This window comes from Paenibacillus sp. Negev47 (genome assembly GCF_058313655.1).
Genome location: NZ_CM177754.1, coordinates 5143232 through 5168615, shown reverse-complemented (window position 1 = coordinate 5168615; position 25384 = coordinate 5143232). Strand labels below are relative to the sequence as shown.

General features: G+C 47.6%; 23 protein-coding genes and 5 tRNA genes. 16 read left to right on the top strand and 12 right to left on the bottom strand.

What is annotated here, in order from left to right; translation table 11 throughout:
- Positions 1–133: 133 nt before the first annotated feature.
- The 4 genes from AC4G47_RS23420 to AC4G47_RS23405 all read right to left on the bottom strand — a co-directional run bounded on the left by AC4G47_RS23420 (position 134) and on the right by AC4G47_RS23405 (position 4797).
- Entirely contained in the window at positions 134–2341 is a 2208-nt protein-coding gene (locus tag AC4G47_RS23420) for a serine hydrolase domain-containing protein (protein WP_491102952.1), read from the bottom strand.
- A gap of 50 nt (positions 2342–2391) precedes the next feature.
- The gene (locus tag AC4G47_RS23415; RefSeq protein ID WP_491102951.1) at positions 2392–3162 is read right to left on the bottom strand and encodes a DUF3169 family protein; all 771 of its coding nucleotides are present in this window, start codon (positions 3160–3162) and stop codon (positions 2392–2394) included.
- Position 3163: 1 nt separating this feature from the next.
- A complete protein-coding gene (locus AC4G47_RS23410) occupies positions 3164–3373 on the bottom strand; it encodes a helix-turn-helix transcriptional regulator (RefSeq protein ID WP_017690042.1) in 210 nt (69 codons plus the stop codon).
- 161 nt (positions 3374–3534) lie between these two features.
- Entirely contained in the window at positions 3535–4797 is a 1263-nt protein-coding gene (locus AC4G47_RS23405; protein WP_491102950.1) for an MDR family MFS transporter, read from the bottom strand.
- 165 nt (positions 4798–4962) lie between these two features.
- Here AC4G47_RS23405 and AC4G47_RS23400 point away from each other — a divergent pair, with 165 nt between their 5' ends.
- From AC4G47_RS23400 to AC4G47_RS23370, 7 genes are all read left to right on the top strand, one after another.
- The gene (locus AC4G47_RS23400; protein ID WP_491102949.1) at positions 4963–6843 is read left to right on the top strand and encodes an ABC transporter substrate-binding protein; all 1881 of its coding nucleotides are present in this window, start codon (positions 4963–4965) and stop codon (positions 6841–6843) included.
- A 170-nt stretch (positions 6844–7013) separates the two neighbouring features.
- A complete protein-coding gene (locus tag AC4G47_RS23395) occupies positions 7014–8213 on the top strand; it encodes an outer membrane lipoprotein-sorting protein (RefSeq protein ID WP_491102947.1) in 1200 nt (399 codons plus the stop codon).
- Between the two features lie 454 nt (positions 8214–8667).
- Entirely contained in the window at positions 8668–9855 is a 1188-nt protein-coding gene (gene alr / locus AC4G47_RS23390; RefSeq protein WP_491102946.1) for an alanine racemase, read from the top strand.
- A 261-nt stretch (positions 9856–10116) separates the two neighbouring features.
- Positions 10117–10398, top strand: a complete 282-nt coding sequence (locus tag AC4G47_RS23385; protein ID WP_017690037.1) for a CopG family ribbon-helix-helix protein — start codon at positions 10117–10119, stop codon at positions 10396–10398.
- A 3-nt stretch (positions 10399–10401) separates the two neighbouring features.
- Positions 10402–10752 (top strand): type II toxin-antitoxin system PemK/MazF family toxin, encoded by a 351-nt coding sequence (locus AC4G47_RS23380; RefSeq protein ID WP_024630714.1) that lies wholly within the window; start codon positions 10402–10404, stop codon positions 10750–10752.
- A 237-nt stretch (positions 10753–10989) separates the two neighbouring features.
- Positions 10990–13179 (top strand): alpha-galactosidase, encoded by a 2190-nt coding sequence (locus tag AC4G47_RS23375; RefSeq protein WP_491102943.1) that lies wholly within the window; start codon positions 10990–10992, stop codon positions 13177–13179.
- A gap of 502 nt (positions 13180–13681) precedes the next feature.
- On the top strand, positions 13682–15904 hold the full coding sequence (locus AC4G47_RS23370) for a Tex family protein (protein ID WP_458125734.1): 2223 nt from the start codon (positions 13682–13684) through the stop codon (positions 15902–15904).
- A 159-nt stretch (positions 15905–16063) separates the two neighbouring features.
- Here AC4G47_RS23370 and cmpA read toward each other — a convergent pair whose 3' ends face one another.
- Positions 16064–16207, bottom strand: a complete 144-nt coding sequence (gene cmpA / locus AC4G47_RS23365) for a cortex morphogenetic protein CmpA (RefSeq protein WP_105408244.1) — start codon at positions 16205–16207, stop codon at positions 16064–16066.
- 180 nt (positions 16208–16387) lie between these two features.
- Positions 16388–16744 (bottom strand): hydrolase/acyltransferase, encoded by a 357-nt coding sequence (locus AC4G47_RS23360; RefSeq protein WP_336759533.1) that lies wholly within the window; start codon positions 16742–16744, stop codon positions 16388–16390.
- Between the two features lie 119 nt (positions 16745–16863).
- Here AC4G47_RS23360 and AC4G47_RS23355 point away from each other — a divergent pair, with 119 nt between their 5' ends.
- The 3 genes from AC4G47_RS23355 to AC4G47_RS23345 all read left to right on the top strand — a co-directional run bounded on the left by AC4G47_RS23355 (position 16864) and on the right by AC4G47_RS23345 (position 17589).
- Positions 16864–17325 (top strand): SprT family protein, encoded by a 462-nt coding sequence (locus AC4G47_RS23355; RefSeq protein WP_458125735.1) that lies wholly within the window; start codon positions 16864–16866, stop codon positions 17323–17325.
- Positions 17326–17418: 93 nt separating this feature from the next.
- Positions 17419–17494: transfer RNA gene (locus tag AC4G47_RS23350), tRNA-Asn, on the top strand.
- A 6-nt stretch (positions 17495–17500) separates the two neighbouring features.
- Positions 17501–17589, top strand: a tRNA-Ser gene (locus AC4G47_RS23345).
- 116 nt (positions 17590–17705) lie between these two features.
- On the opposite strand, the gene AC4G47_RS23340 is transcribed toward AC4G47_RS23345, so the two are convergent.
- Complete coding sequence (locus AC4G47_RS23340) at positions 17706–18404, bottom strand: ArsR/SmtB family transcription factor (protein ID WP_491102941.1); 699 nt, start codon at positions 18402–18404, stop codon at positions 17706–17708.
- A 179-nt stretch (positions 18405–18583) separates the two neighbouring features.
- On the opposite strand from AC4G47_RS23340, the gene AC4G47_RS23335 reads away from it, so the two are divergent.
- Both AC4G47_RS23335 and AC4G47_RS23330 read left to right on the top strand, forming a co-directional pair.
- Entirely contained in the window at positions 18584–19171 is a 588-nt protein-coding gene (locus tag AC4G47_RS23335; protein WP_491106771.1) for a flavin reductase family protein, read from the top strand.
- An 83-nt stretch (positions 19172–19254) separates the two neighbouring features.
- Positions 19255–19926 carry an MgtC/SapB family protein gene (locus AC4G47_RS23330; RefSeq protein WP_491102940.1) on the top strand — a complete coding sequence of 224 codons (672 nt, stop codon included), beginning with the start codon at positions 19255–19257 and terminating at the stop codon, positions 19924–19926.
- Between the two features lie 65 nt (positions 19927–19991).
- Here AC4G47_RS23330 and AC4G47_RS23325 read toward each other — a convergent pair whose 3' ends face one another.
- Positions 19992–20888, bottom strand: a complete 897-nt coding sequence (locus AC4G47_RS23325) for a Cof-type HAD-IIB family hydrolase (RefSeq protein WP_458125739.1) — start codon at positions 20886–20888, stop codon at positions 19992–19994.
- 4 nt (positions 20889–20892) lie between these two features.
- A complete protein-coding gene (locus AC4G47_RS23320; protein WP_491102938.1) occupies positions 20893–21669 on the bottom strand; it encodes a DeoR/GlpR family DNA-binding transcription regulator in 777 nt (258 codons plus the stop codon).
- A 307-nt stretch (positions 21670–21976) separates the two neighbouring features.
- Between AC4G47_RS23320 and AC4G47_RS23315 the strand changes: the two genes are divergently transcribed.
- The 4 genes from AC4G47_RS23315 to AC4G47_RS23300 all read left to right on the top strand — a co-directional run bounded on the left by AC4G47_RS23315 (position 21977) and on the right by AC4G47_RS23300 (position 22928).
- Positions 21977–22048 (top strand) — tRNA-Glu (locus AC4G47_RS23315).
- Positions 22049–22154: 106 nt separating this feature from the next.
- Positions 22155–22230 (top strand) — tRNA-Lys (locus AC4G47_RS23310).
- A 17-nt stretch (positions 22231–22247) separates the two neighbouring features.
- A tRNA-Leu gene (locus AC4G47_RS23305) sits at positions 22248–22330 on the top strand.
- A gap of 172 nt (positions 22331–22502) precedes the next feature.
- On the top strand, positions 22503–22928 hold the full coding sequence (locus AC4G47_RS23300) for a helix-turn-helix domain-containing protein (protein ID WP_458125740.1): 426 nt from the start codon (positions 22503–22505) through the stop codon (positions 22926–22928).
- A gap of 107 nt (positions 22929–23035) precedes the next feature.
- Here the strand turns inward: AC4G47_RS23300 and AC4G47_RS23295 are convergent, their stop codons facing one another.
- The 3 genes from AC4G47_RS23295 to AC4G47_RS23285 are packed head-to-tail and all read right to left on the bottom strand — an operon-like array spanning position 23036 to position 25358.
- Positions 23036–23884: an urease accessory protein UreD gene (locus AC4G47_RS23295; protein ID WP_491102937.1), complete on the bottom strand. Its 849-nt coding sequence runs from the start codon at positions 23882–23884 to the stop codon at positions 23036–23038.
- A gap of 28 nt (positions 23885–23912) precedes the next feature.
- Entirely contained in the window at positions 23913–24632 is a 720-nt protein-coding gene (ureG, locus tag AC4G47_RS23290; RefSeq protein WP_491102935.1) for an urease accessory protein UreG, read from the bottom strand.
- A gap of 33 nt (positions 24633–24665) precedes the next feature.
- Complete coding sequence (locus tag AC4G47_RS23285) at positions 24666–25358, bottom strand: urease accessory protein UreF (RefSeq protein WP_491102933.1); 693 nt, start codon at positions 25356–25358, stop codon at positions 24666–24668.
- Positions 25359–25384 lie beyond the last annotated feature (26 nt).

Here is a 25384-nt window from a genome sequence, read left to right as displayed (position 1 = left end):
AACAGATAGATATAATAAGTTATGAAAAGTAAAGAAACAGGCTTGTTCGGGAAGGATTGTATCCTTCTGAACAAGCCTGTTTGTCTTACATCATGAGCATGATAAATCTAATCGCTATTAGGATGTTTTATTTCTATTGTGCCGATGCTGGAGAAGGGACCAGTGTTGGAGCTGGAACCGGAGCAGTTTCTGCCTCATCACCCTCAGGCGCTGCTTCATCCGTTGGTTCCGCTGTCGGCTGCTGAGCAGCCATCAGTTCAGCGACGATTTGATCTGTTGGCTGTGTAAGCAGCGCGTACATAATCGCAGCCTCTTCCTGACGAATCAAAGGTTTGCGAGAAAGGAAATCAACGGAACCATCCTCCAGAACCTTCACCTCAGGTCCGTGGATACCAAGCTTCGCCATCATCTGAATAGCAGGCACAGCCCAAGGGTCCGTGTTTCCTGCAAGTTGGACATCCGTGAACAGTTCATTAGGATATTGCAGTTGCAGAATTCTCCACATCATGACCATTGCTTCCTGTCGGATAATTACTTGATCCGGCTTAAACTGCTGTTCGTCCGTGCCAGTAATCATACCCATTTCATATCCAAGTTGAATATATCCGGCTGCTGCATGGTCGGCCCAGTCGGTGCCTGCAGGAGGCGTTGTTTTGCTAGGTTTCAATCCACTCAGTTTAAGGGTGTTCTCAATAAATTCAGCTCGTGTGACAGCTGTTTTCGGTTGGAAAGCCTTGTTGGCATCATTCTCATAATATCCAAGAGATTGTATTGCGTAGATTGCTTCAGCATATGGACTGTTCTCACGTACATCCCGGAAGCCCATAGACTTTTGACCTTTTTTCTCATAACCCATAGGGTTGAGGTAAGGTTCTTTCAGGTATGTGGTACCATCTGCATATTCTTTGAATGCTGTGAATTGACCAGTCAATTCATCTTTGAAGAGATTATCTTCCACTTGAATCAGGTTGCGTTGACCCAGGAATACATCGTTAATGCTTAGTTGTCCCGGCTTATCGCCGCCGCCTTTCAGAGAACTTACAATCGTGCTAAGTCGAAGATCTGCGTACAATCCGGTGAAGCGTTGCAGCTCAGCTGCTGATTGTGGTGTGTATTCCTTGAATTGCACAGGCTCTGCATATTGTGGGAAGAAATTCTGAATGAATGCCGGGTAGAACAGATTACGAAGTGCTCCATTCTGATTATACGTCAGGAAGACGCCTGTATTTTGCTCGGGAATAAGGAAGAGATAAGAGCTGAATCCAGTCAGGTCGCCTGCTTTCGTAATAATTTTTGGACTACTTCCTGCACCCGGAATCTGTAATGCTGCTTCGAATCCATAGGTGGTGTCCGGCAACAATGGATGAATGGAAGAACGGTATTGTTCCATGCTTTTTACCGTGGATTCCTTGAGAATCCGCTCGTTGTCCTTCACGCCATCATTCAGGAAAGCGATCATGAACTTCCCAATGTCCTCTGCTGTAGACAACATGCCGCCTTGAGGCATAGGTGTTGGATCGATGGTGTACAGATCAAGCGGATTGTGTGCCGCATCATAGCCTGTAGCGAGCTGTTCCTGGAACTTCTTGCTGAGCATGAAGCTGCTGTTATCCATGCCAAGCGGTTTGAAGATATGCTGCTGCATATAGGATTCATAGGGCTCACCGCTTACATTCTCGACAATCATGCCGAGCAGCAAAAACGAGAAGTTATCGTACATATAGGCGCTACCAGGTTCTCTGACAACAGGAGGCATGTGTTGCTGTGCATAATCCTCCATGGCTATGTACTTATCGAAGTCATCGTGGATGTCTTCCGGCTGCGGATCGCGGATCTCGAATCCAGTCGTATGGGTGAGGAGATTTTCCACAGTTACAGGTTTGTCAAAAGGATTATCGAATTCGAGCCCTTTCACATAGGTCTGAAAATCAGCTTTCAGATCAACCTTGCCTTGCTCGACCAGCTGCATTACAGCTGCTGAAGTGAACGTTTTGGAGACAGAGGCTACACGAAAGGCAGTCTTTTTCGGATCGATCGGTGTTTTGCTCTCCACATCGGAGAAACCATATCCTTTTTCTGCCAGTACTTTGCCATCTTTCACAACCACCACGGAGGCTCCCACATAATGGGGCTTTGCTTCAGGTGAATCGAAGAATGAATCCAGAAATGCGGTAGCCGATTCAGTTGTCAGCGCTTTCGTCTTTTCCTGTTCAGCAGCTACAGAAGTCGGGGTCTCCGCCTGAACTGCGGGTACCCACAGACTGAGAGACAGAACCACGGCCATGAAAGCTCCTGTTAGGGAGGTGAACCTGAAGCGGGTGTTTCGTTTGGATAAATGCATGCAAACACTCCTTTATGAAAATATTTACAAAATAGTTACCTACCCATGTATTACTGATTACTCGCGCGATAGGTTTCACGATAATAGATTCCAATGTTGGCAATCCAGATAACGGAGAGCACTACAATCGGGAATGGAGCAAAGGTAAAGAGCATCGAATATAGAACCATAGAGACCATTCCGACACCAAGAAGTACATTCATCATCTGAAAAGAACGATAGGCTGCGCGATACACAAGCCATTTCTCGCCTTCATCCAGCTTCTCAAAATGATCCTTCTTCATATTGCGCGAGTTCAGATCCAGAGTACGCTCAGGATAATAACGGTTGTATCGCTTCACAGTCAGAGTTTGCACTACCACGACGATGATAATGGAGATACACGAAGCAACGAGATTCAAGAGGTTAAACAGTTCTGGAGAATTCGGCATCGTTCGGTTGGATGCATACAAGGACAAGGCAAGTGCTGCCCAGGTAAACGTGACAATAACACTGAATCCGCTGAGTATCATCGCTTTTCCGAGGGAGCGCTCTGCTGGAGAGATAAGTGAATCAGAATCTCCATAAGCATCATCTTCATTGGGAGGGACAGATGGCGTGCGTGAGAGACTGAAGATGTTCCACACCGTCATAACTACCACAAGAGCCGCCAGGATTGCGAATAAAAGATCATAGTCATAGTACACGGACAACGTCCAGTTCAAGTCAGAAGGGACTTTACGGACTCCGCTAGCTCCGAGAAAACCAACTACAGCGCCACCAGCTGCATACAAGGGAAGACGCAATCGCTTTTTGATGGACGAGGAAGATGAATTTTTCATTCTAATCTCCACCTTTCAATTCAAATATTTTTTCGACAGGTTCACGAAATACATGGGCTATTTTTAATGCCAGGACGACCGATGGAGAGTAGTCTCCACGTTCAATCAGGGCAATGGTTTGGCGGGATGCGCCGATGAGCTTGGCTAGTTCCGCTTGGGACAGCCGGTCTCTGGCTCTTAACTCCCGAACGTGATTGTGTAATTCTTCCACTTACTCACCTCCATGAACCTAATGTACATGATAATTGTCTTAATGTAAACTATAATATACAAAATGTTTATGATCATTTACTTTTAAACGACGATAATGAACATGAAAAAGAGAGCTTGCTGGCTCCCTTGGATGATTATTTTGTTGCCGGAAAAGTGAAATCAGGATGCATCTGCACGCAGCGGATGTTCCTTCTGTTCCTTTACCTTCGGAAGTGACATTCGGAAATAGACGAGCGCTCCGAGCCCCATGAGTACATACAGACCAGCCATCGCATATGACGGTAGAAAGGCGCCGATGGTTAACCCGAGACTTCCGAGGAGTGCAGCCGCGTTATAGCTCAATCCGTCAGCAGCCATGTAGGCAGCACGATCCGAATCGGGAATCATACCCGCGAGCATGACCTGACGAACAGGGGCGTACATTAATTCTCCAATGGTCAGGAGTATAGCGGATGAGATGAGTAACCAGGCCCAGTTGCTGAAAGCAAGCACGGCGAAGCCTGCGGTATACAGGCACATACCGACAGTCATGATGGACCTGAATTGGAAACGACCCATCCACCTGGAGAATGGAATGGCGAGCAAGGCAACCAAGACGGTGTTGATGACCATGATCAGGCTGAACATATGAAGACCAGAAAGATCCAAACCGAACAGTTGTGAGGTGAATTCACTTTTTAGACGAACAGCAATGTATTTATCCAACTGGAATTCCAGGGAGACGGCAAGCACAGTTGCAGTGAAAAATATCATGAAACGTTTGTCCTGAAGAACGGTCTTATACGTGTTCATTATGTTTCTCTTGATTGGTTGTTTCGAAAGAGCTGTTGAACTTTCTGTTTGACGTTTATCCATTGTTTCACGAATCATAAAGACCAGAATGAACAGAGTAATCATACTTTCTATACATACCAGACTGAACAATAGAAAACGAAAAGATTCGAAAAATAGCCCGCCCATCAGGGCGCCAAAGGTTACAGCAACGTTCGTTGTCCAATATTGCAATCCGTACACATAATGACGTTCATGTTCACTGCTTACGTCGACAATCATGGCATTGGCAATCGGAACCGTGATTCCTGAACTGAGACTGCTGAGGAGAAACATGAGACAAGTGACGATGATCGAATCCATCCACGGCGAATTTGCGATAGCCAAGCCAAGTAGAGCCACGACCTGCAGACTTTGTGCGAGAACCATTAATTTCTTTCTTCCAATTCGGTCAGACCAATATCCTGCCCACAATCCTATAATCATGGAAGCCACAATATTGACGGTCAGCAATAATCCAGCCAAGCCTGCCCCAATCTGAATACTCAGATAGATCGCCATGAATGGGATGATGGATTTCTGGGTCAGATCGGTGAAAAAATCAGTAATGATACGTATCCTGATGTTCGGGTGTAAATCGGCGTATTTCATAAGTCGTTCTTCTTCCTTCCCACTGGTCATGTTGCTGTTACTGAGTATAATGGAGAAAAACCTGAAGAAAAACTGTAGAAGCAATCGAATGGATTTCGTATTTTAGCAGATAGAGAAAGAAAGTTAAAAGATAGAAGTTAGAAGATAGAAGAAGGAAGGGCATATATGGACGTATCAGAACATTACATTCAATTGCGGTTGAACTTTCTGCATGTACATGAGGAACAAGAGATACATACCACAGTGGGTGAACTTGCCCATCATTTGTGTTGTACCATGCGCAACATGAACCTGATTATGAACAAATTTATGGATAACGGATGGGTAAGATGGAACCCGCAGCGCGGCAGAGGTAAAACATCGTTGCTTGTCTTCTGTATGCCGCTGCTTGAAGTGGCACGTGAGCGGTTTGAACATCTCCTGTATGGGAACAGAATGGAAGACGCCTATGAACTGGCTTCAACCCTGCCATTCACGATGCGAGAACAATTGATGCGGGAGTTACAGAACCAATTCGGGCTACGTTCGAATGAAGGAGTTAGAGGCAGAGTAGACACCTTGCGGATTCCACAGAATACTCCTTTTAAGACATTGGATCCCACGCAGACGGCCATGTGGGGAGAAGTATTTATTATTGCGGAGGTTTTCGATCGTTTGGTTCGCTATAATGCTGAACACCAGGTCTGTGAACCGAGTCTTGCCGTGGCATGGGAGAGTCATTCGGAGGGGAGGGAATGGACCTTTTATCTGCACAAAAGTATACCATTTCATCATGGCAGGGTATTGGATTCAGAGGACGTGAAGTTTACCTTTGATCGCATTATCTCTGATAATAGTAACCCATGCAGGCCTCTGTATAGATCCATTGAGAGCATAGAGACGTTTGACGAATTGACTGTACGTTTTGTGTTAAATAAGCCAAATTTCATGTTCCCGGATCTGATGAGCAGTATGTCTGCATCCATCTTGCCGAGAGATGTGGAGATGAATCCGCTCCATCCGATTGGAACAGGACCTTATCGGTTGACGCGTCATGATTCCAAGCTACTTGTGTTGGAAGTATTCCCATCTTACTTCCGAGGCCGGGCCTATATTGACCGCGTTGAAGTATGGCAACTTCCCCACGCTGGGAGGGTGGAGTCCGTCATCAAGCATGATTTATTTCAGGATACGGAGCCTCGTGCCGTGGAGCATGAGATGCAGGGCGGCGTATATATGACGTTTAATATGCAAAAGGAAGGTCCACAGCATGATGTGAATTTTCGCCGGGCTGTTCAACAGTTATTGAATGCAGATGAGTTGTCGGAGGCGCTCGGGAGTACGAATACGCAGGCTGCCTATAGTCTGATTCGAGGACGAGTACAGAAGCAGCATTTAACGGAGTATCTGGACCAAGGGGTGTTGTGGAATCAGCAATCGGAACAATTGGATGGTTCTGCAAAATCAGTACCTTCCGTAGAGTCCTCACTGGTACGGGCCGCAGCATTATTACGACGTAGCTCTTACCAGGGACAGACCTTATCTCTGTGGGTGGAAGAAGGAGATAAGATGGAGGCAGATATGGTCTGGTTTGCAGAGAGATGTACACAAGTCGGCTTACATATAACGATCATCCCGGGAGACCCGGTCCACGCGGTCTATCAAGATGGATTCAGGGATTGTGATGTAATCTATACAGGAGAAGTGTTCGATCAGCATGTCATGCTGAGTCTTGTGACCATGTATACCTTCCAGAATACGCTATTCCTGATTGCGATGAATGATTACTGGAGACATGAACTGGAACAGGAATGCGGACGAATTGTCATGATCCGTGAACCTGCTGAACGGTTAGATAGATTGATTCAACTGGAAGATCGACTTATTCACGAGGCACTGCTTCTGCCCACGTACAGCTTCAGGGAAGAACACGCTCATCATGCTTCTCTTCGTAATTATTGTGTCGCGGGGCATAGCCTGCCTGATCTGCGTCAATTGTGGGTGAAGAGAATTCCAGGTGCCGAGGAAGAGGATACGAGTTATCCGGTGTATATTCCGTTGTGGTAGGTAGGATCGGCTAACGGCTTAGCAATACCGTATTAACTGACTTCACTGAAAGCTTGTCAAACTAGTCCGCATATATCGAACAAGTCCCTCATAGACATGTACTAATCAAGTAGGGGTTCTGCTGCAAGCAAAATCCTGAAGTGAAAACATGTGCTAAAGGGGATGATGTCATGCGCCGAATATCATGGATGCTTGCCATGGTATTGGTCTTATCGGTCTTGCTTGCCGCCTGCGGGAAGAAGGATGCGGCAGCTGTGGTCAAAGATCTGAACGAAGTCGTAGGAGAGATGGAAAGTTACCAGGGGGCAGGCGTAATGACGCTGCATACCGGAGATTCGCCGCAGCAGTACAAGGTCGAGGTATGGCATCAGAAGCCTTCCTATTATCGTATTGCGTTAACCAATGCAAAAAAAGATGTAACGCAGATTGTACTGCGTAATGATGAGGGTGTGTTTGTTCTGACGCCAAGCCAGAACAAAAGCTTCCGTTTTCAGAGCAATTGGCCAGATAACCAAGGACAGGTATACCTCTATGAAACTTTGATTCGGAGCATTACCGGGGATACAACCCGTCAGTTTGCGGATGAGAAGGAGAGCTATGTTTTTGATGTAGCTGCCAATTATAATACACATGCACTTGTCAGACAAAAAATCTGGCTGAACAAATCGGATTACGCACCCAAACAGGTGGAGGTATCCGACTCCAATGCCAATGTAGTTGTGGATGTGAAGTTTGACTCCTTCAAATTCGGTGCTGAATTTGAAAAAGATGCCTTTGATATGCAACGTAACATGACCGCTGCTACAGAAAAGGGCGGCCAAACAGGAACGGATTCTGGTGTCGCTCCTGCGGAGCAAACAGGTGAGGACGGCAGTAAAGAACCAGCCAATCCTCAGACTGCGCCCGAACCTGACGGAACTGTCAGTGATGGACAGACGGGGGTGAGTGGTGACACAGAGCAGCAAGGTACAGAGGGTGCTACAACAGGTCAGGAAGGCGAGGAACCAACGCTTGCAGAGCCGGAAGGTGCAGACAGTTTCGGTGTAATTCAGCCGACGTATGCGCCGGAAGGAGTCCAACTTAAGGATGATCAGATTTTGGAGGAAGCAGGAGACTATTCAGTCATGCTTCGTTATGAAGGAACATACAATTACACGATATTTGAAGCCCGACCGCAGGATCGAGCTGTATCGCTTGCCCCATCCCGTGTACTGGATCTTGGATTCACACTGGGGATGATCAGTGGAGATGCATTACAGACTCTGACATGGATGGCAGATGGTATAGAATATCGGATCACCAGTGCAGATCTGCCTGAGAACGAAATGGTACGCATTGCAACATCCATGCAGGAAGAGTCAGGTAAATAATTTTTGAACGAATAGTGGCATTAACATAAGGAATGCTAAGAAGCATCGGAGACCTTTACTCCGGTGCTTTGCTTGTTGTGAAGGATGTACATCACATGGAGCGTGTTTTTCTTATCAAGAACAAGACCGGAACGTCTGTCCAACGTGCTATAAATAGACTGAAGATGCATGTATCGTATCCCAAGATCAACCAATAATGCAAAACGCGCTTCTATGTAGAGGGAACCGGGTAAATAATCGATATAAGCAGATATTTGCTGGGGTGGAAAGTGAAATTTCGCCCTGAAAATCTTGCTTATCGGTCATCATCTGTGTTCGCATTTGTTCCTCAAACGGCGCACCTTGCATATGTTTTGGAATGCGGAACTTCGGTCCATTTGACAGTCACATGCTGGAGCATTACGATGGAGTCTGACGTGAGCCGGATTATGATGATTGGAGAAGGTGACTTAACGTGCAAGGACAATATCGGCCGACCCAAACGGAGATCAATTTGGATCATTTGTGCACTAACGTAGAAGCTTTCCGCGAGGCTTTGCCTCAGGGCATGAAATTCCTCGCCTGTGTGAAGGCCAATGCCTATGGACACGGAGCGGTGGAGACGGCTAGAGAACTGGAACGAGTGGGTGTGGATTACTTAAGTGTGGCTTTTCTTGACGAAGCTCTGGAATTGCGACAACATGGGATTACGATTCCAATCATGGTATTGGGATATACGCCGCCTGAAGGGATCCCTGTTGCATGGAAACATGATGTGACCATCACGCTGTTCAGCAGGGAAGTGCTTGATGCCATTCGACATTTGGATGCGAGCACATTCGCTAACAAACTGAAGGTTCATATCAAAATCGACAGCGGCATGGGCCGATTAGGTCTATTGCCTGGCGATGAGGCACTGGCTTTTATACAGGAAGTGGCCTCGCTCGAGCAGGTGATGCTGGAAGGCATGTTTACCCATTTTGCCAAAGCGGATGAAGAAGACAAAACCTATACACTGGAGCAGTATCGACGGTTTCAAGGCGTAGTTCATGCGCTCAGGGATCAGGGATGTGTCATCCCGATTATACATACGGCGAACAGCGCCGCTGCCATTGATACACCGGAATTGTCCTATGACATGGTACGTGTGGGAATTAGCCTGTACGGATTGTATCCTTCGGCTCAGGTGAATCATCAGGTGGTGAAGCTGTCCCCGGTATTGACGTTGAAGACGAAGGCGGTTCTGGTCAAAACACTGCCACCCCATTGGGGGATCAGTTACGGAACCCGTTATGTTACGCAAGAGCACGAACGAATAGCGACCCTGCCGATCGGTTATGCAGACGGATTCTCAAGAATGTTAACAGGTAAAGCGCAAGTGCTTGTGCGTGGTCGCCGCGTTCCTGTCGTCGGTGCGATCTGCATGGATCAGTGTATGGTGTCGTTACAATCTTTCGCAGAAGAAGCGGAAGAAATTCAAGTCGGCGAAGAGGTTGTCCTCATCGGTCATCAGTCTGGTGGCGTTATAACCGCAGACGAGGTGGCATCCCAGCTGGGTACGCTTGCTTATGAAGTGATCTGCATGATGGCGCATCGCATTCCACGGGTATATTTCCGTGGGGGAGCAGAAGTCGCCAGAATCAATCCACTTTTGACATCCTGACAGATAAACTGGACGCCATTTCCAATAAACTTTTTTTCAGAACAGAAGGAAAACTGTCGGAGCATCTCGAATTATGTATGACGGTAAGGATTTAAAATCCTGAAATGAGATGTTTGGTCTGTACGAATATTGTTCCCCGTGTTTATAATGGAGTACAGCATACTTGATATACTCGGGGCATATATATTCCTTTGTATAAAAGTTCTGGAAAAACGTAATACTGGTTCACAATGGCGAAAGGTTTGTGGGGGTGGAAGAAAGGTGGCCAACTTGCAGAACACCAAGCGGATCATGATCAGTTTACCTGATTATCTTTTGCAGGAAGTGGATGGCATCGTAGCGCTGGAGAATTCCAACCGCAGCGAATTGATTAGGCAGGCTATGAAGCTGTATTTGACGGAGCGTAAGAAACGTTACATCCGTGAAACGATGCAGCGCGGATACATGGAGATGGCTAAAATTAATCTGACCATGGCATCCGAAGCCTTTCATGCGGAGGAAGATGCGGACAGCACTCTGGACCGCTTAGTTAGCGGGGTGTAGACATTGATCGTAAAACGTGGTGACGTTTTTTTTGCGGATCTTTCTCCCGTTGTCGGTTCCGAGCAAGGTGGAGTCAGGCCGGTTCTGGTTATCCAGAATGATATCGGCAACCGGTTCAGTCCAACTTGTATTGTGGCGGCTATCACCGCCCAGATCCAGAAGGCAAAGCTGCCAACGCATGTGGAAATTGATGCGGCGGCACACGGCTTTGACCGGGACTCGGTTATTTTGCTCGAACAAATACGGACGATTGATAAGCAGAGGCTGACTGACAAGATTACCCATCTGGACGAGGAGACCATGAAATTGGTCAACGAAGCCTTACAGATCAGCCTTGGTTTAATCGATTTTTAAGGCATCAGGTAGCGTCTTTGTACACTACTCTGCCATCCGTAGGCAATGGATGTTCCTGTAAGGGAACACACTAATTTCAGACTGTAATCAAAAGAGCGTATGACATCCTTCGGGCTGTTGTACGCTCTTTTGATTAAAGCTTGATGAAAGCGTAGAACATTTGCATACTTTTCGTTATAATGGAACCTGAGAAACCGTTTACCCAAAGACTTTTAGATATAGAGGTGGAGGAGACATATGAGCATTTACATCAATCAGGAGAAACTTCAGTTTCATTTACAGACCCGTGAGGCCAGTTACGTATTTCAGGTACTGCCTTCAGGATATTTGGTACATTTGTATTATGGCAAAAAATTACGCGACACCGATCTGAGCTGGTTGCATGTACGGACAGAACGAGCATCTTTCAGTCCGAACCCGGTACCAGAGGACCGTACGATTTCATTTGATACATTGGCAGTGGAACTACCCGTGTATGGCACAAGTGATTTCCGTAATCCGGCTATCCAACTGGAACTTGAGAATGGCTCGACCGTTTCGGAGTTTACGTATACAGGCCATCGACTGGTCAAAGGAAAGGCAGCGCTTACAGGACTGCCAGCAACGTATGTTGAATCCAATGACGAGGCAGAGACACTGGTTATTGGGTTGGAAGACAAAGTCGCAGGCATCAAGATTGAGCTTTCCTATACAGCCTTTACGGCATTTAATGCGATTACACGCTCCATGCGTATCGTTAATGAGAGCGCTACCTCAGTGAACGTGGTGCGTGCGCTCAGTTCTTCCGTCGATTTCCCGCATGCGGATTATGAATTGCTGCAGTTGTCAGGGGCTTGGACACGTGAACGTGATATTGTTCGCAGACCTCTTGCTTCCGGACTACAAGGGATTGAGAGCCGTCGTGGCTCAAGCAGTCACCAGCAGAATCCATTTATTGCGCTGATGACACCGGGAACGGATGAAGATCAGGGAGAAGTCTATGGATTCAGTCTCGTCTACAGCGGTAGCTTCACCGCACAGGCTGAAGTGGATCAGTTCCACACCACTCGTGTATCGCTTGGGATCAACCCGTTCGAGTTCAGCTGGAAGCTGGAGCCACAGGAAGCATTCCAGACACCTGAGACCGTTATGGTGTATTCGGATGCAGGGCTGGATGGCATGTCTCAGTCCTATCATGAACTGTACCGGGAGCGTCTTGCGCGTGGTCAGTTCCGTAATGCGGAGCGTCCTGTTCTGGTCAACAACTGGGAAGCTACCTATTTTGGTTTCAACGCAGACAAAATCGAACAGATTGCTCGCGCCGGACAGAAGCTGGGTATTGAGCTATTTGTCCTGGATGATGGCTGGTTTGGACACCGGGACAGCGACAACTCCTCGCTGGGTGACTGGATTGTAGATAAGAATAAATTGCCACAAGGCCTTGATGACCTGGCAAATCGTGTGACAAGTCTGGACATGCAGTTCGGATTGTGGTTCGAGCCTGAGATGATCTCACCAGACAGTGAGCTGTACCGTGCGCACCCAGACTGGTGTCTGCATGTGCCTGATCGTCGCCGGACAGAAGGACGCGAGCAACTGGTACTCGACTTCTCCCGTCAGGATGTGCGTGATGAGATCGTACGCATGTTAACGGATGTACTTGGCTCTGCACCAATCACTTATGTGAAATGGGACATGAACCGGAATATGACGGAAGTGGGTTCTGCATTGCTTCCGGCAGACAGACAGCGTGAGACTGCGCATCGTTACATGCTAGGGCTGTATGACGTTATGGAACGAATCACTTCGGCGTTCCCGAACATTCTCTTCGAGAGCTGTTCAGGTGGTGGTGGCCGCTTCGATCCAGGTATGCTGTATTACATGCCACAGACGTGGACAAGTGATAACACGGATGCCATATCCCGCCTGCGAATTCAATACGGTACGAGTCTTGTTTACCCGGTAAGTTCGATGGGATCGCATATCTCAGCGGTACCGAATCATCAGGTCAACCGGATAACTTCACTTGAGATTCGGGGACATGTTGCGATGTCGGGCAACTTCGGTTACGAGCTGGACCTGACGAAATTCACGGAGGAAGAGAACGAGATCGTGAAAGCACAGGTGGAGCTGTACAAGGAGATCCGTGGAACGGTTCAATATGGAACATTCCGCCGTTTGCTCAGTCCATTTGAAGGCAATGAGACAGCATGGATGTTTATTGCACCAGACGGAAGGGAAGCCGTTGTATTCTACTTCCGCGTGCTCTCTGAACCGAATGCACCACTACAGCGTCTGAAACTGAAAGGATTGGACCCTAATGCGGATTACCGTCTGAAAGGCGGCTCGGAGACCTTTACCGGGGATGCCCTGATGTATGGCGGTATTTCGGTAGGCAGTGCATCAGGAGATTACCTGAGTGAGATGTTCCGGTTCGAGCGCGTCTAGATAAGTGAACTACAGTTTATTTACACTGATACTACGATGACAGAACAACCTTCCAATCGCTGTTATCCCCAGATTTTTCGATTCCCTTTTCTCAAAGGGAAAATCCGGAGATAAAGGCGAAGTGTATGCTCCCGAAGTAGCTTTCTTGCAGAAAGCTTATAGCTTCGCTTTTTCAGGTTTTTTCTGTCCTCTCCGTCATCGTGTAAATGAGCAGTTTCACTTATTTAGACTGCAATTGCATATAAGGTTTTAACAAGGGAGGACCGAGGAGCGTCATGTTGACGTTTTTCGGTCTTTTTATGGCGGAATGGGGAAGGCTGGAGAATGACATCATCCTGTCAGAACTTGTATGCTATCGGATTGATGGAAATTTGGACGTGATTTTGTGATAATATAAGGTAGAGTGGATGAATCTGATGATTTAACCATACTGTAATTACAGCAGCAAAGCTGCCCTGAAATAATTGTAACGAACGATTCAGGAAGGAAAGAGGGATTTATTTTGTCTGAACAGGAAACGGTTCTGGAACCCAATGAAGAAACAATAAAGGCAGAACGCCATGAACGAATCATCAAACAGGTAGCCAAGGAACTGTCACTGTCCTTGAAGCAAGTCCGTACTACGTCGGAGCTTCTGGACGAAGGCAATACGATTCCATTTATAGCGCGCTACCGTAAAGAAATGACTGGAGAGCTGGATGAGAACCAGCTGCGATCGATTGAAGAACGCATTGTGTATCTGCGCAACCTCGAGGATCGCAAATTGGAAGTCATCCGTATTATAGAGGAACAGGGCAAGCTGACCGCAGAACTGCAGAAATCCATTACCCAGGCTGTGAAGCTGCAGGAAGTGGAAGACTTGTATCGACCTTACCGTCAGAAGCGGAAAACGCGTGCCAGCGTAGCCAAAGAAAAAGGTCTTGAACCCCTTGCTGTATGGATCTGGGGTCAACCGAAACAAGGAGATGCGCTTCAGGAAGCTGCGCGTTATATCAATGCTGAACTGGGCGTAGAAGATGCGGAGTCGGCGCTTCAGGGAGCCAAAGATATCCTCGCGGAGAACATTGCAGACGATGCTGCCATTCGTGCATGGATTCGTCGGTACACCTTGGATCACGGCATGCTGACTTCGGAGGCGAAGGATGCTCAAGAGGAGTCCGTATACGAGAATTATTATGATTACCGCGAATTAGCCAAGAAAATGCCTCCACACCGTATTCTCGCGATTAATCGTGGTGAACGGGAGAATATTCTGAAAGTCGGTCTCGAAGTACAGGCAGAGCCGGCCCATCGCCACATGGAAGGACAGATCATTCGTGGTGCTTCTGCCGTACAGGACGTCCTGCGTGCGGTAATTGAAGATGCCTACAAGCGGCTTATTGCGCCTTCCATCGAGCGTGAAGTTCGTGGAGAACTTACGGAAAAAGGTGAAAATCAGGCCATTTCGGTATTCTCGGCTAACCTGCGTAACCTGTTGCTTCAGCCGCCAATTCATGGCAAACGTGTGCTGGGTGTCGATCCGGCCTATCGTACTGGTTGTAAATTGGCTGTAGTGGACGATACAGGCAAGCTATTGGAAGTAGCTGTTACCTATCCGACGCCACCGCACAACAAGAAACGTGAAGCAGCCGAAGTATTCCATCGGATGATCAAGCAATATGATATTGGTCTGATCGTTATCGGTAACGGTACAGGATCGCGTGAAACGGAGCAGTTTGTAGCCGAGATCATTCAGGAGAACGGTGACGAAAGTCTCGTATATCTGATCGTTAACGAAGCTGGAGCGAGTGTCTATTCTGCATCCAAGCTGGCCCAGGACGAATTCCCGGACCTCGATGTAGCTGAACGCAGTGCGGCTTCGATTGCTCGCCGGGTGCAAGATCCGCTGGCTGAGTTGGTTAAGATTGATCCAAAAGCCATTGGTGTGGGTCAATATCAGCATGATGTTTCCCAGAAGATTTTGGAAGAAAGCCTGAAGGCTGTCGTGGAATCCGCAGTTAACCATGTGGGCGTGGACGTGAATACAGCTTCGCCTTCATTGCTGTCCTATGTTGCTGGAGTTAACGCTACGATTGCCAAAAACATTGTGAAGTACCGTGAAGAAAATGGTCGGTTCACGAACCGCCGCCAGTTGCAGAAAGTACCACGTCTAGGCGCCAAAACGTATGAGCAGTGTGTAGGCTTTATGCGTATTGGTGAGGGTGAGAACCCGCTGGACCGTACACCGATTCACCCTGAATCCTACAAGGTCGTGGATCAGCTGTTCAAGGAGCTTCAGGTTGCACTGGACAAGCTGGGTACCAAGGAACTGTCGGTATTGCTTTCTGAGCAACAGCCAGAGCAGCTGGCTGTGAAACTGGACGTGGGTGTGCCTACATTGCGTGACATTCTGGACAGCTTGCAGCGTCCGGGTCGTGACCCGCGTGAAGAGATGCCATTGCCAATCTTCCGTACGGATGTATTGAAAATTGAGGATCTGGTGGAAGGCATGGAGCTGCAGGGTACAGTTCGGAACGTTATTGATTTCGGTGCCTTTGTCGATATTGGAATTAAGAGTGATGGGCTTGTCCATATTTCACAACTGAGCAACGGATATGTTAAACATCCGATGGACGTGGTGTCTGTCGGGGATAACGTAACGGTGTGGGTCATGAATGTAGATACCAAAAAAGGCCGTGTCGGCCTTACGATGAAGAAGCCTGCGTCCGCACAACAGTCTTCTTAGTTATAGGATTGGAGAACAGCCTTCCTGAGTAGGAAGGCTGTTTGTTGTCGACAATAATGGTCCCGTTATCCGTTCTCATTCCTCTGGTAAGTACGGTAGCTATGATCATGTGCTTTTTCTTAAAGTTCGTAGTCAAAAGCGGACTTTTTGAACAACCTCTTAAAGTTCGTTCTCCGCGCTGCGCGGTGTGCCGCTTGCTGGTTTGTTACGATAAAAGAACCAGCATTCGTTCAGCAGCTTGATTTGCCGGCTGTCCTTTTTGTGAAATGCACGCATCAGTTGATTGCAAAGCCATTGAGGCAAGGGTATCTCCTCCTCTTGCATAATTCATCTGTACGTTAGCATATGTGACAATAGCCTGGACTGTGCGGGATAAGTGAAGGACCCCGGCAAATCAATATCTCAATCACCAAAAAGCACAAATCCCAATGCAGGGAGATGTGCTTTCCGTTGTTCTCATTTTAAAATGATACGTGGAGTGAATTAGAGAGCTTCCATCTCTTCTTCATACCATTGTTCCAATTGGGCCTGAAGCGCCCGAATTTCGGTAAGCAGGGAGATCAAAGGATAATGGCTTTCACGTAGTGCTGCAAAAGATTCTTCAAGTGCATTGATATAATCAAGGCCGCCAATAATAGTAAGATTTTCGTTCAGGAGATCGAGGTTGTCGCATTCGGCGATCGCCCAAGGCAGGACAGGGACATCTGCTGCAGTGAGTTTATCAATTTCCTTATGCAGGCGCAGATTGAGCGCACTGAGTTGATAGGCATAATCTGAAGGCATTTCCACAAACTGCAATTGTTGTTCCTGCTGCAAGATAACATAGCGCATTGTAGGCATAACGAGTAATAATCTCCCCTCATACATTCTACTTGACAGTGTAGCCTACGAAACGGTTAAAATTCAAGTATATGGCCGGAAAAACCAATACTCCGAGGGGGTGCAAGGAGAGGATACCGATGGAAAATGAGGAATTGCAACGATGGATTGAACAGGTATCGCTGGATCATTTCGGAGTTCCGTTCACCCACGAAGCGTTGTTTAACGGTCGTCTGACTACCACAGGTGGACGTTATATGCTCAAAAGTCACCGGATTGAGATCAATCCGCATCAGCTCGAAGCCTACGGGCGAGATGAGGTAGAGAAGATTATCAAGCATGAGCTATGCCACTATCATCTGCATATTCGCGGTCGCGGTTATCAGCATCGGGACCCGGAGTTTAAGGCTTTATTGCAGAAGGTAGGAGGCTCACGGTTCTGCCAATCCCTTCCTGACGGCAAAGGCAGGAAGCCATTACCCTATCGTTATAAGCTGGTGTGCAAGAGCTGTGGTACGGAATATTTGCGTAAGCGGAAAATAGATCCGAAGCGTTACCGCTGTGGTCGTTGTGCGGGAAAACTGGCACTTCAGAATATCTGATGTGTGTATTGTTCACTACGCGTAAGAAAGTGATGAAAGGCATGTTGACTTGGATTATTAATCATGATAAATTAATCTTATTCAAGTTAATTTTCCCTGATAGCTCAGTTGGTAGAGCACTCGACTGTTAATCGAGTTGTCACAGGTTCGAGCCCTGTTCGGGGAGCCATTTCTTGGAGAGATACCCAAGTGGCTATAAGGGGACCCTCTGCTAAGGGGTTAGACTGCGTAAGCGGTGCGAGGGTTCGAATCCCTCTCTCTCCGTTCTGAATAAACAATAAAATCCTCTTCACATTAGATCGGCTAACCGGTCACAGTGAAGGGGATTTTTTGCGTTTTATTCTTCTTCGTTAATCCTGTGCTGCACTTCCATCTACAGCCTATAGTGAGATACCCAAGACCTCATATAAACCTTTCTTGCCTGCTTCCGTCACTTCGACAGAGCGACTTCCTTTTTTTTGACGAGTCCAACCCAGTTCCGATAATCGTTGCTTTAGCTGTTCGCCAAGCATGCCTGAGAGATGATGACGGCGTTCGCTCCAATCCAGACATTTACGAGCGATGGCCCGGCGTGATCCCGGCTTCATCTGAAGTTTAATTCCAAAAGTGGTGAACCATTGCGTTCCTTCCTCCGTAACATGGTAATCCTTACTGTGTGCCTCTTCGGGCTCTGTAAGATACCCCTTCTCTAACAAGGCTTCACAGAGCGAAATTCCCAATTTACCGGCCAAATGACCATAACAGGTCCGTGCATAGCTCAATTGTTGAAGCTGATCGGATTGTTTGAGAGAGCGTACCTGTACCGGCGGGGCGATACTGGCCATCGTTTCAATCAGATTAGCAATTTCTTTGCTTGCAAGACGGTAGTATCGGTGGCGTCCTTGTTGTTCAACTTCGAGTAATCCTCCCTCGACGAGTTTGGCGAGATGGCTGCTTGCCGTCTGGGGAGTGACGCCTGCCATATGAGCAAGCTCTCCTGCGGGCAAGGCCCGCCCATCTAGCAAGGATGACAGAAAAATAGCGCGGCTTGGATCGGCGATTAACGACGCAATAACAGTAATATTTGGATATACATTCATACTTCGATCATATCTGAACTATTACTGTATTACAATTCTGTTGTATCGTCCCATACGGGTCAGATTGTGCTTATAAACCAATGGAATCGGAACAGGAGAGGTACAGGATGAACAAAATAACGAAACAGGACTTTGCTACAGAGCAATTGTCCCAAAGTCCAGAATGGATTCAACATGAAATGATTAATCCCAGTATTTTATATTATGGTACGCCTGTATTGCTGCTAAGCACATTAAACAAGGATGGGTCAACGAACCTGTCTCCACTGTCCTCATCTTGGGCGCTGGGGGACTGTCTGGTTCTCGGTGTAGGTACACAGGCCAAAGCCTATGAAAATCTGAGTCGACACCCTGAGTGTGTGATTAATTTGCCGGATGTATCTATGTGGAAACAGGTTGAAGCATTGGGTCGTTATACGGGAGTTACCCCGGTTCCTGAGGAGAAAAGGCAGATGGGCTATACGTTTTGCCATGATAAATTCACTGTAGCTGGATTGACATCTGAATGCTCGGTTCAGGTGGCTCCAGATAAAATAGCTGAATGTCCGCTCCAGATTGAAGCGTCTGTACAACACATACGTGTTCCCGAACATACACCGTTCATGGCGATTGTGGAAGTGAAAGCGTTGAAGGTGCACGCGCACACACGCCTGATATCTGGACCGAACAAGATTAATCCGGAGGAATGGCATCCTCTGATATATAATTTCAGACATTATTACGGATTGGGAGAGAGACAAGGAGAAAATTTCCGGGCAGAGAATTGACCTGAGTGAGGTTCAAGGGAAAGATTGGGTAATAGTAAAGAAAGACACATGTAAGCATATACATAATGAAAGAGGTGATGTGCATGGAAGTGGAATACTTGATGCGTGTACTCATAGCTGGAATATGTGGTGTGCTGATTGGATATGAGCGCAAAAACCGTATGAAAGAGGCGGGAATTCGTACTCATTTTGTGGTCGCTGTCGGTGCTGCCCTGATGATGATTGTGTCCAAGTACGGATTCCAGGATCAAGCTGGTTGGGACAATCTGTCTCTTGATCCATCGAGGATTGCAGCACAGGTGGTTAGCGGTGTGGGTTTCATTGGAGCAGGCATGATCTTCACGCAGCGCCACACGGTCAGAGGATTGACCACAGCGGCTGGAATATGGGCTACGGCAGGCATGGGGCTTGCGGTAGGTTCAGGTCTGTATTGGACAGGTGCAGGGGTGACACTGCTTATTGTAGTGGCACAGATGCTACTGCATAGACCCACACGCTGGCTGGTGTCGGCCCGAACAGAGACGTTAACCATCCACTTGCAAAAGGAAGGGGAGGCCCTGAAGGCTGTTTTGGCACTTCTGGGACAGGAAAAGATCTCGGTCATCGGATTTAAAACAGAACAGCAAACAAGCACAGGCTCCGTGGAAGAGACTGTGCTTGAGTTCACGTTGCAACTGCCGGGTTCATACCGGGGCGAGCAACTGATTATTTTGTTACAGGACGTGCCTCATGTTCGATCTGCTGAGTTGAAATGAAGCGAACCTGCATGGATTAACAGGTGACCATGCAGGTTCAGTGGTTGGTTGTAGCACAGGGTCAGTTATTGACCTTCTCCGACAACGGTTTCCGGACGGGACACCGGTTTGCCTTCAAGCAGGCACTCAATGGCATGTGCGACACCGTGCTCGACATTCGTCAGCGTTATGGCTTTGGCTAATGCTTGAATTTCGGGTTCGCCATTCCCCATGGCGATGCCGAGTCCAGCCATTTTTAACATGGAGACATCGTTGAAGTTATCGCCGATAGCTGCTGTATCTTCCATGGAGATGTTCAGGTGAGCCGCCAGTTTGGACAGGGCATTACCTTTGGATACGTCCGGGTGCTGCATTTCGAAGTTATGCTCAAAGGATACAACCATTGCGACATCGGATCGGGAAGCGAAGTATTCTCGTCCTGTCTTTACTTTGTCCGGATTCATGGAGAAGGCCATAATATTATAGATGTAAGCTTCTGCCGGAATTTCGAGGTGGCTGTTTACGCGGTGGTAGTCTTTTTTGTCGTAGTGTTTCTTGATGGCCCGAATCATCCGTGCAATGTCCTCACCGGGATTAGAACCCAGAACGCGTTCCATCTCAGCGAGCAAAGTTTCATGACTGCTAAGCGGGGCATAGATGCCTTGTTGCGTTGAAGCCTCATAATAGACATCATGATCTTCCAGCCACTGCATGACGGAAGCTGCTGTGTCACGCTCGAGCGGAAGATGGAATAAACGTTCACCGTCTGCGTCATGAATTGTCGCTCCATTGGAGCCGATAATTGGGGTTTTGATTCCGCCTTCGCGGCTGATGGTCACAACATCGGAATAGACGCGGCCTGTAGCAATGGTAACTTTCATACCGGATTGCTGTGCTTTTTGGATGGCTGCTGCGTTCTCCGGGCTAATCTGGCTGTCTCTGTTCAATAATGTTCCATCTAAATCTGTGGCAAATAATTTCATATACTTACAACTCCTTATCATCTGTAGGTTCAGGAATGAGAATCTCAACTTGCTGTTCGGCTAGAAAAACAAGCCATTCTTTGGTTGGCCATTGATCCGTAATCAATACATCCACCAATGACCAGTCGGCAAAACGATAACCATAACTTTTGTCAAACTTGGACTGATCTGCAAGAACAACGACTTTCTTGGCAGCCTTCATCATTTGGAGTTTAATTTTCCCTTCCTCTTCGGAAGCGCTGAAGCCATCCATGGTGATACCGCCAATTCCGATAAAGGCTTTATCTACATAATAGTGGGAGAGGGTCTCGATAACAGAAGTACCGTAGACATAACGTTGTTCCTTATCCACTTTGCCGCCGAGTAAACGAATCTGGACAGCCGTGTGGTTGGAGAGAAGATCAGCGGAATGAATTGAATTGGTAATGACGGTACAGGATTTGCCGTTCAAGTTCTCGGCACACGCCTGCACGGTTGTGGAAGAATCCAGAATAATGATCTCGCCTTGTCTTACAATGGCCGCCGCGAGCTTGCCGATGGCCCTCTTTTCCTCAGAAACATCGAGTAGACGGTCTTTATAGGATCTGAATTCTTGCGGAGGAGGGGGGAGAATGGCACCGCCGCGTGTTCGAATGATGGCATCCTGTTCCTCAAGCTTGATCAGATCCCTGCGAGCAGTATCCCGTGATACATCAAATAAGGTGACAATATCATCGGCTGAGATGCGATTGTGTTTGCGTAGATGTTCAACAATGAGCTGCATTCGTTCTTCTTGAAACAAACATGTCACCTCCGGGTGTATGGATGACCGTACTTATACTGATACTTTAATTATAAGTATTCTTAATGTACTTTGCAATATTATAAGTGAACGTAAGTTTTTATAAGTGTTTTGATGAATGGTTTACATTGTTCCAGCACGGGGATGACATTAGCGTGAATGGGAAGAGGGAGAATAACGGATCTCTAAAGCGTGGTATGCAATGGGCAAAAAGGGGTGAAAAATAAATTCGAAAAAAAGTATTGCAAGTTCAAAATATCCTGTGGTATACTCATTCTTGTCGCCAAGAAAGACAACTAGTTATTAAGGCCCGTTGGTCAAGGGGTTAAGACACCTCCCTTTCACGGAGGTAACAGGGGTTCGAATCCCCTACGGGTCATATCTTCACCACCTCATGAGATCTATATTCCTGATGAGAAATCCTCAAAGTCATTGCTCTTAGAGACTAGAATGAAGCATGGCACATCCGGTGAAGTTTACAGCAAGAGCCATTAGCTCAGTTGGTAGAGCACCTGACTTTTAATCAGGGTGTCGAAGGTTCGAGCCCTTCATGGCTCACCATTTTTACAATTGAATATGCGGTCGTGGTGGAATGGCAGACACGCTATCTTGAGGGGGTAGTGGGTGTATACCCGTGGAGGTTCGAGTCCTCTCGACCGCATCACAGTAACAACGTTATAAGATAGACTCTCATGGTTACTCATGGGAGTCTATCTTTGTGTTATGCGATACGCCTGGTGACATGTCAGGTATTTAAAGGCTGAGCATTCAGGAATAATGTGGTATAATTCAAGCAGATGAGTTGATTATTACGGTTGGAAGGCGGTTCTTGTATGCAGTCGATCTATGAGCGAATTGAACACCTGATTGCCGAACGAGGAATGACCAAGAAGGCTTTCTGCCAACAGCTGAAGATTAGCACAGGCAATCTGGGTGATTGGAAACGTGGCAAGTCTATTCCGAGTACGAATAAGTTAATTGAGATTGCTTCGTTTTTTGATGTGAGCCTGGACTGGCTCATGATTGGGCGTCCGTCGAAGGAAGCGATGGTACGGGAAAAACGGGAGGATTATTTTTTTGACGTGTTGCGGCAATTGAATTGCCAGGAAAGCGAATTATCGACTGTGGAACAGTCTTTTATCAGTGAATATATCGAGTTTACCCGTTACCGCAAATCCAAGGAAAGCAAAGATGCAGGAGACTATCGCTATGGAGCTGAGAACAAATCAGAAAACAATTCTGAGGAAAACGAAGCGTAAACGATATGAGCAACCATAGACTAAATGTACAAAAACCTCTGGACTAATCCGAACATACTCGGAATATGTTCAGAGGTTTTTGTGTTTATCCATGCATGCTTCATGCCTTATTTACGAAAGACGAGGGTTTCTTTTCCCAGTAGATGGGGACGGAGTGTATTCCAGATCTGAAGACATTGCTCCTGAAGCTCCCAGGCTGCCATGCCAAGTAGTCGAACGCCGATGCCTCCGGTTGCCAGCAAACTCGCACCTGCGAGCATTCGTCCATCTGGTGGCAGAGCGGATCTGACTTGTTCCAACTCTGCAGTGCCCAGTCCCGGGGCGATCATCCATAACGCAGCCGTGTGGGTATAGTGAAGGAGGGATGCTGAGTGTTTAGGGTCATCGGTTTCAGGTTCGAGTCCGAATCGATCCCAGACAGCCAGTTGCTCTCCTTGCCATATCTCCGTCAAACTGCGGTAACGCTTGAATTGGAAAGCTTCTCCCCGATGAATGCGTCCGGCAGACCAGATATCTGCATAAGCCAGGATAGCCTGGTCTTCCAGCTCAAAGGTTACAGCGAGTGATGAAGAACTTCCCTTGAAGGGGATAACGCATTCAGGGAAATATTCCAGTGTGGCTCCTTTTCCCAACCGAAAATGATGATTGACAGATGAAGGAAGCGATGGAGTGGGATGAAGCCTGGTAGCTGACGTACTGCTCAGCATCACATGGGTTCCTTCGCCTAATACCCACTCGGAATGATAATGATCCCCGTTAAGGACGCCGGGAGAGACGTCTGACGTATACACACATAATTCGGTTCCGCCTCCGGGAGGTCGAAAGGATCGGCTAAACCGGAGAGGTGCACTGTAATAACGATCGGTCATGACAGTCCGCTCACCTTGAAAGGCAAAAGTGGCCCGAAGCTCGCTGCGGCGCGTGACGGGTTCACCTGCACTTTCGTTCCGATTCATCTCTGTTCCCGTGGGAACAGAAGATGAATTAATGCGAGTGAGTGCCATGCTCATGGCTGTGTGAATGCAGATGTGCAGCGGAAGCATGGTCATCCATATATTGATGTTCGAGCCAGTGGACAATCTCGGACACACCTTCACCGCTCATTAGATTAGACATGACATAAGGACGGCCTTCGCGTACCCGCTCCGTATCATTTTTCATGACTTCCAGGCTTGCTCCAACGTAAGGGGCAAGGTCGGTTTTGTTGATTAGCAACAGATCTGAACGTGTGATGCCGGGACCGCCTTTGCGAGGAAGTTTCTCCCCTTGGGCGACGTCGATAATGTAGATGAACACATCAGCGAGTTCCGGACTGAATGCGGCAGAGAGATTGTCGCCGCCGCTCTCGATAAAGATCAGTTGCAGATCCGGGAAACGTTCAATTAACTCGTCAACCGCTTCGAAATTCATGGAGGCATCCTCGCGAATAGCTGTGTGCGGGCATCCGCCTGTCTCTACGCCGATAATACGCTCTGGTGCCAATGCATTCTGACGCAGCAAGATTTCGGCATCTTCCTTGGTATATATGTCATTGGTGATGACAGCAAGACTATAACGTGTACGCAGTGCCTTGGATAGTTTCTCCACAAGGGCTGTTTTACCTGAACCTACCGGTCCGCCAATTCCAATTCGCATCGGACGACTCCGATCAAATGCCTTGCGTTCCCACTCCGGATGATGCGTATGATTAGCTCCTCCACACATAACAATTCCTCCTAAGTTAGATAAAAGTTGTAGTTAAGACATAAACAGTCGCGCGGGTAAGTTCTCGTGCCGCATGGCGTAGATTTCCTGGGCGATTCCGAAGCTGTGCATGTCTTCCGGGTCATTTTCCCGAATGAGAGCCCATTCCGCTTCAATGTCATCAAGCAGTTTCTGAATCAACATTTGCGCTTCGGTTTGTCCGATGGGCAGAAGGCGAAGTGCGCTATTCACATAAGCGTTAACTGAGGTATACAGATGCCCGGTGACGGCTTCATCCAATCCAATCTCCAATTGATAGTTGATATAACCGTGAATGGTCGTGATGCCGCAATACGCGCCGTATTCCCGGATGGCCTCATCAATCAGGGAAAAGTCCATCCATGGATAAAGTGAGCGGGCGAGCTTAAGCAGTCGCTTTCCCATTTTGTGGCCGCTTTCCCTGAGTTCCCGAGGGGAGCGCTGGGCGTGGACACGCTTGTCATATAGAGCAAGTAGAGCGGCATCTTGCTGTTTTATCGCCTGATAGACTCCTTTGATGGCAAGGCCATCTAGTCGAACAAGGCTGGAATGAAGCTGGCTGCGAATAAACTGTTCAAGCTGCGCGGTATTTCGCACGGTGCCATCATGCGTATAAGCCTCCAGACCGAAGGAATGGGAGAACCCGCCGATGGGCAGCGCTGAATCCAGCAGTTGAACGTAACGAAGTAGCTTCGTGCCACTATTCATCATGCGTTGCCCCCTTATCAGCTAAT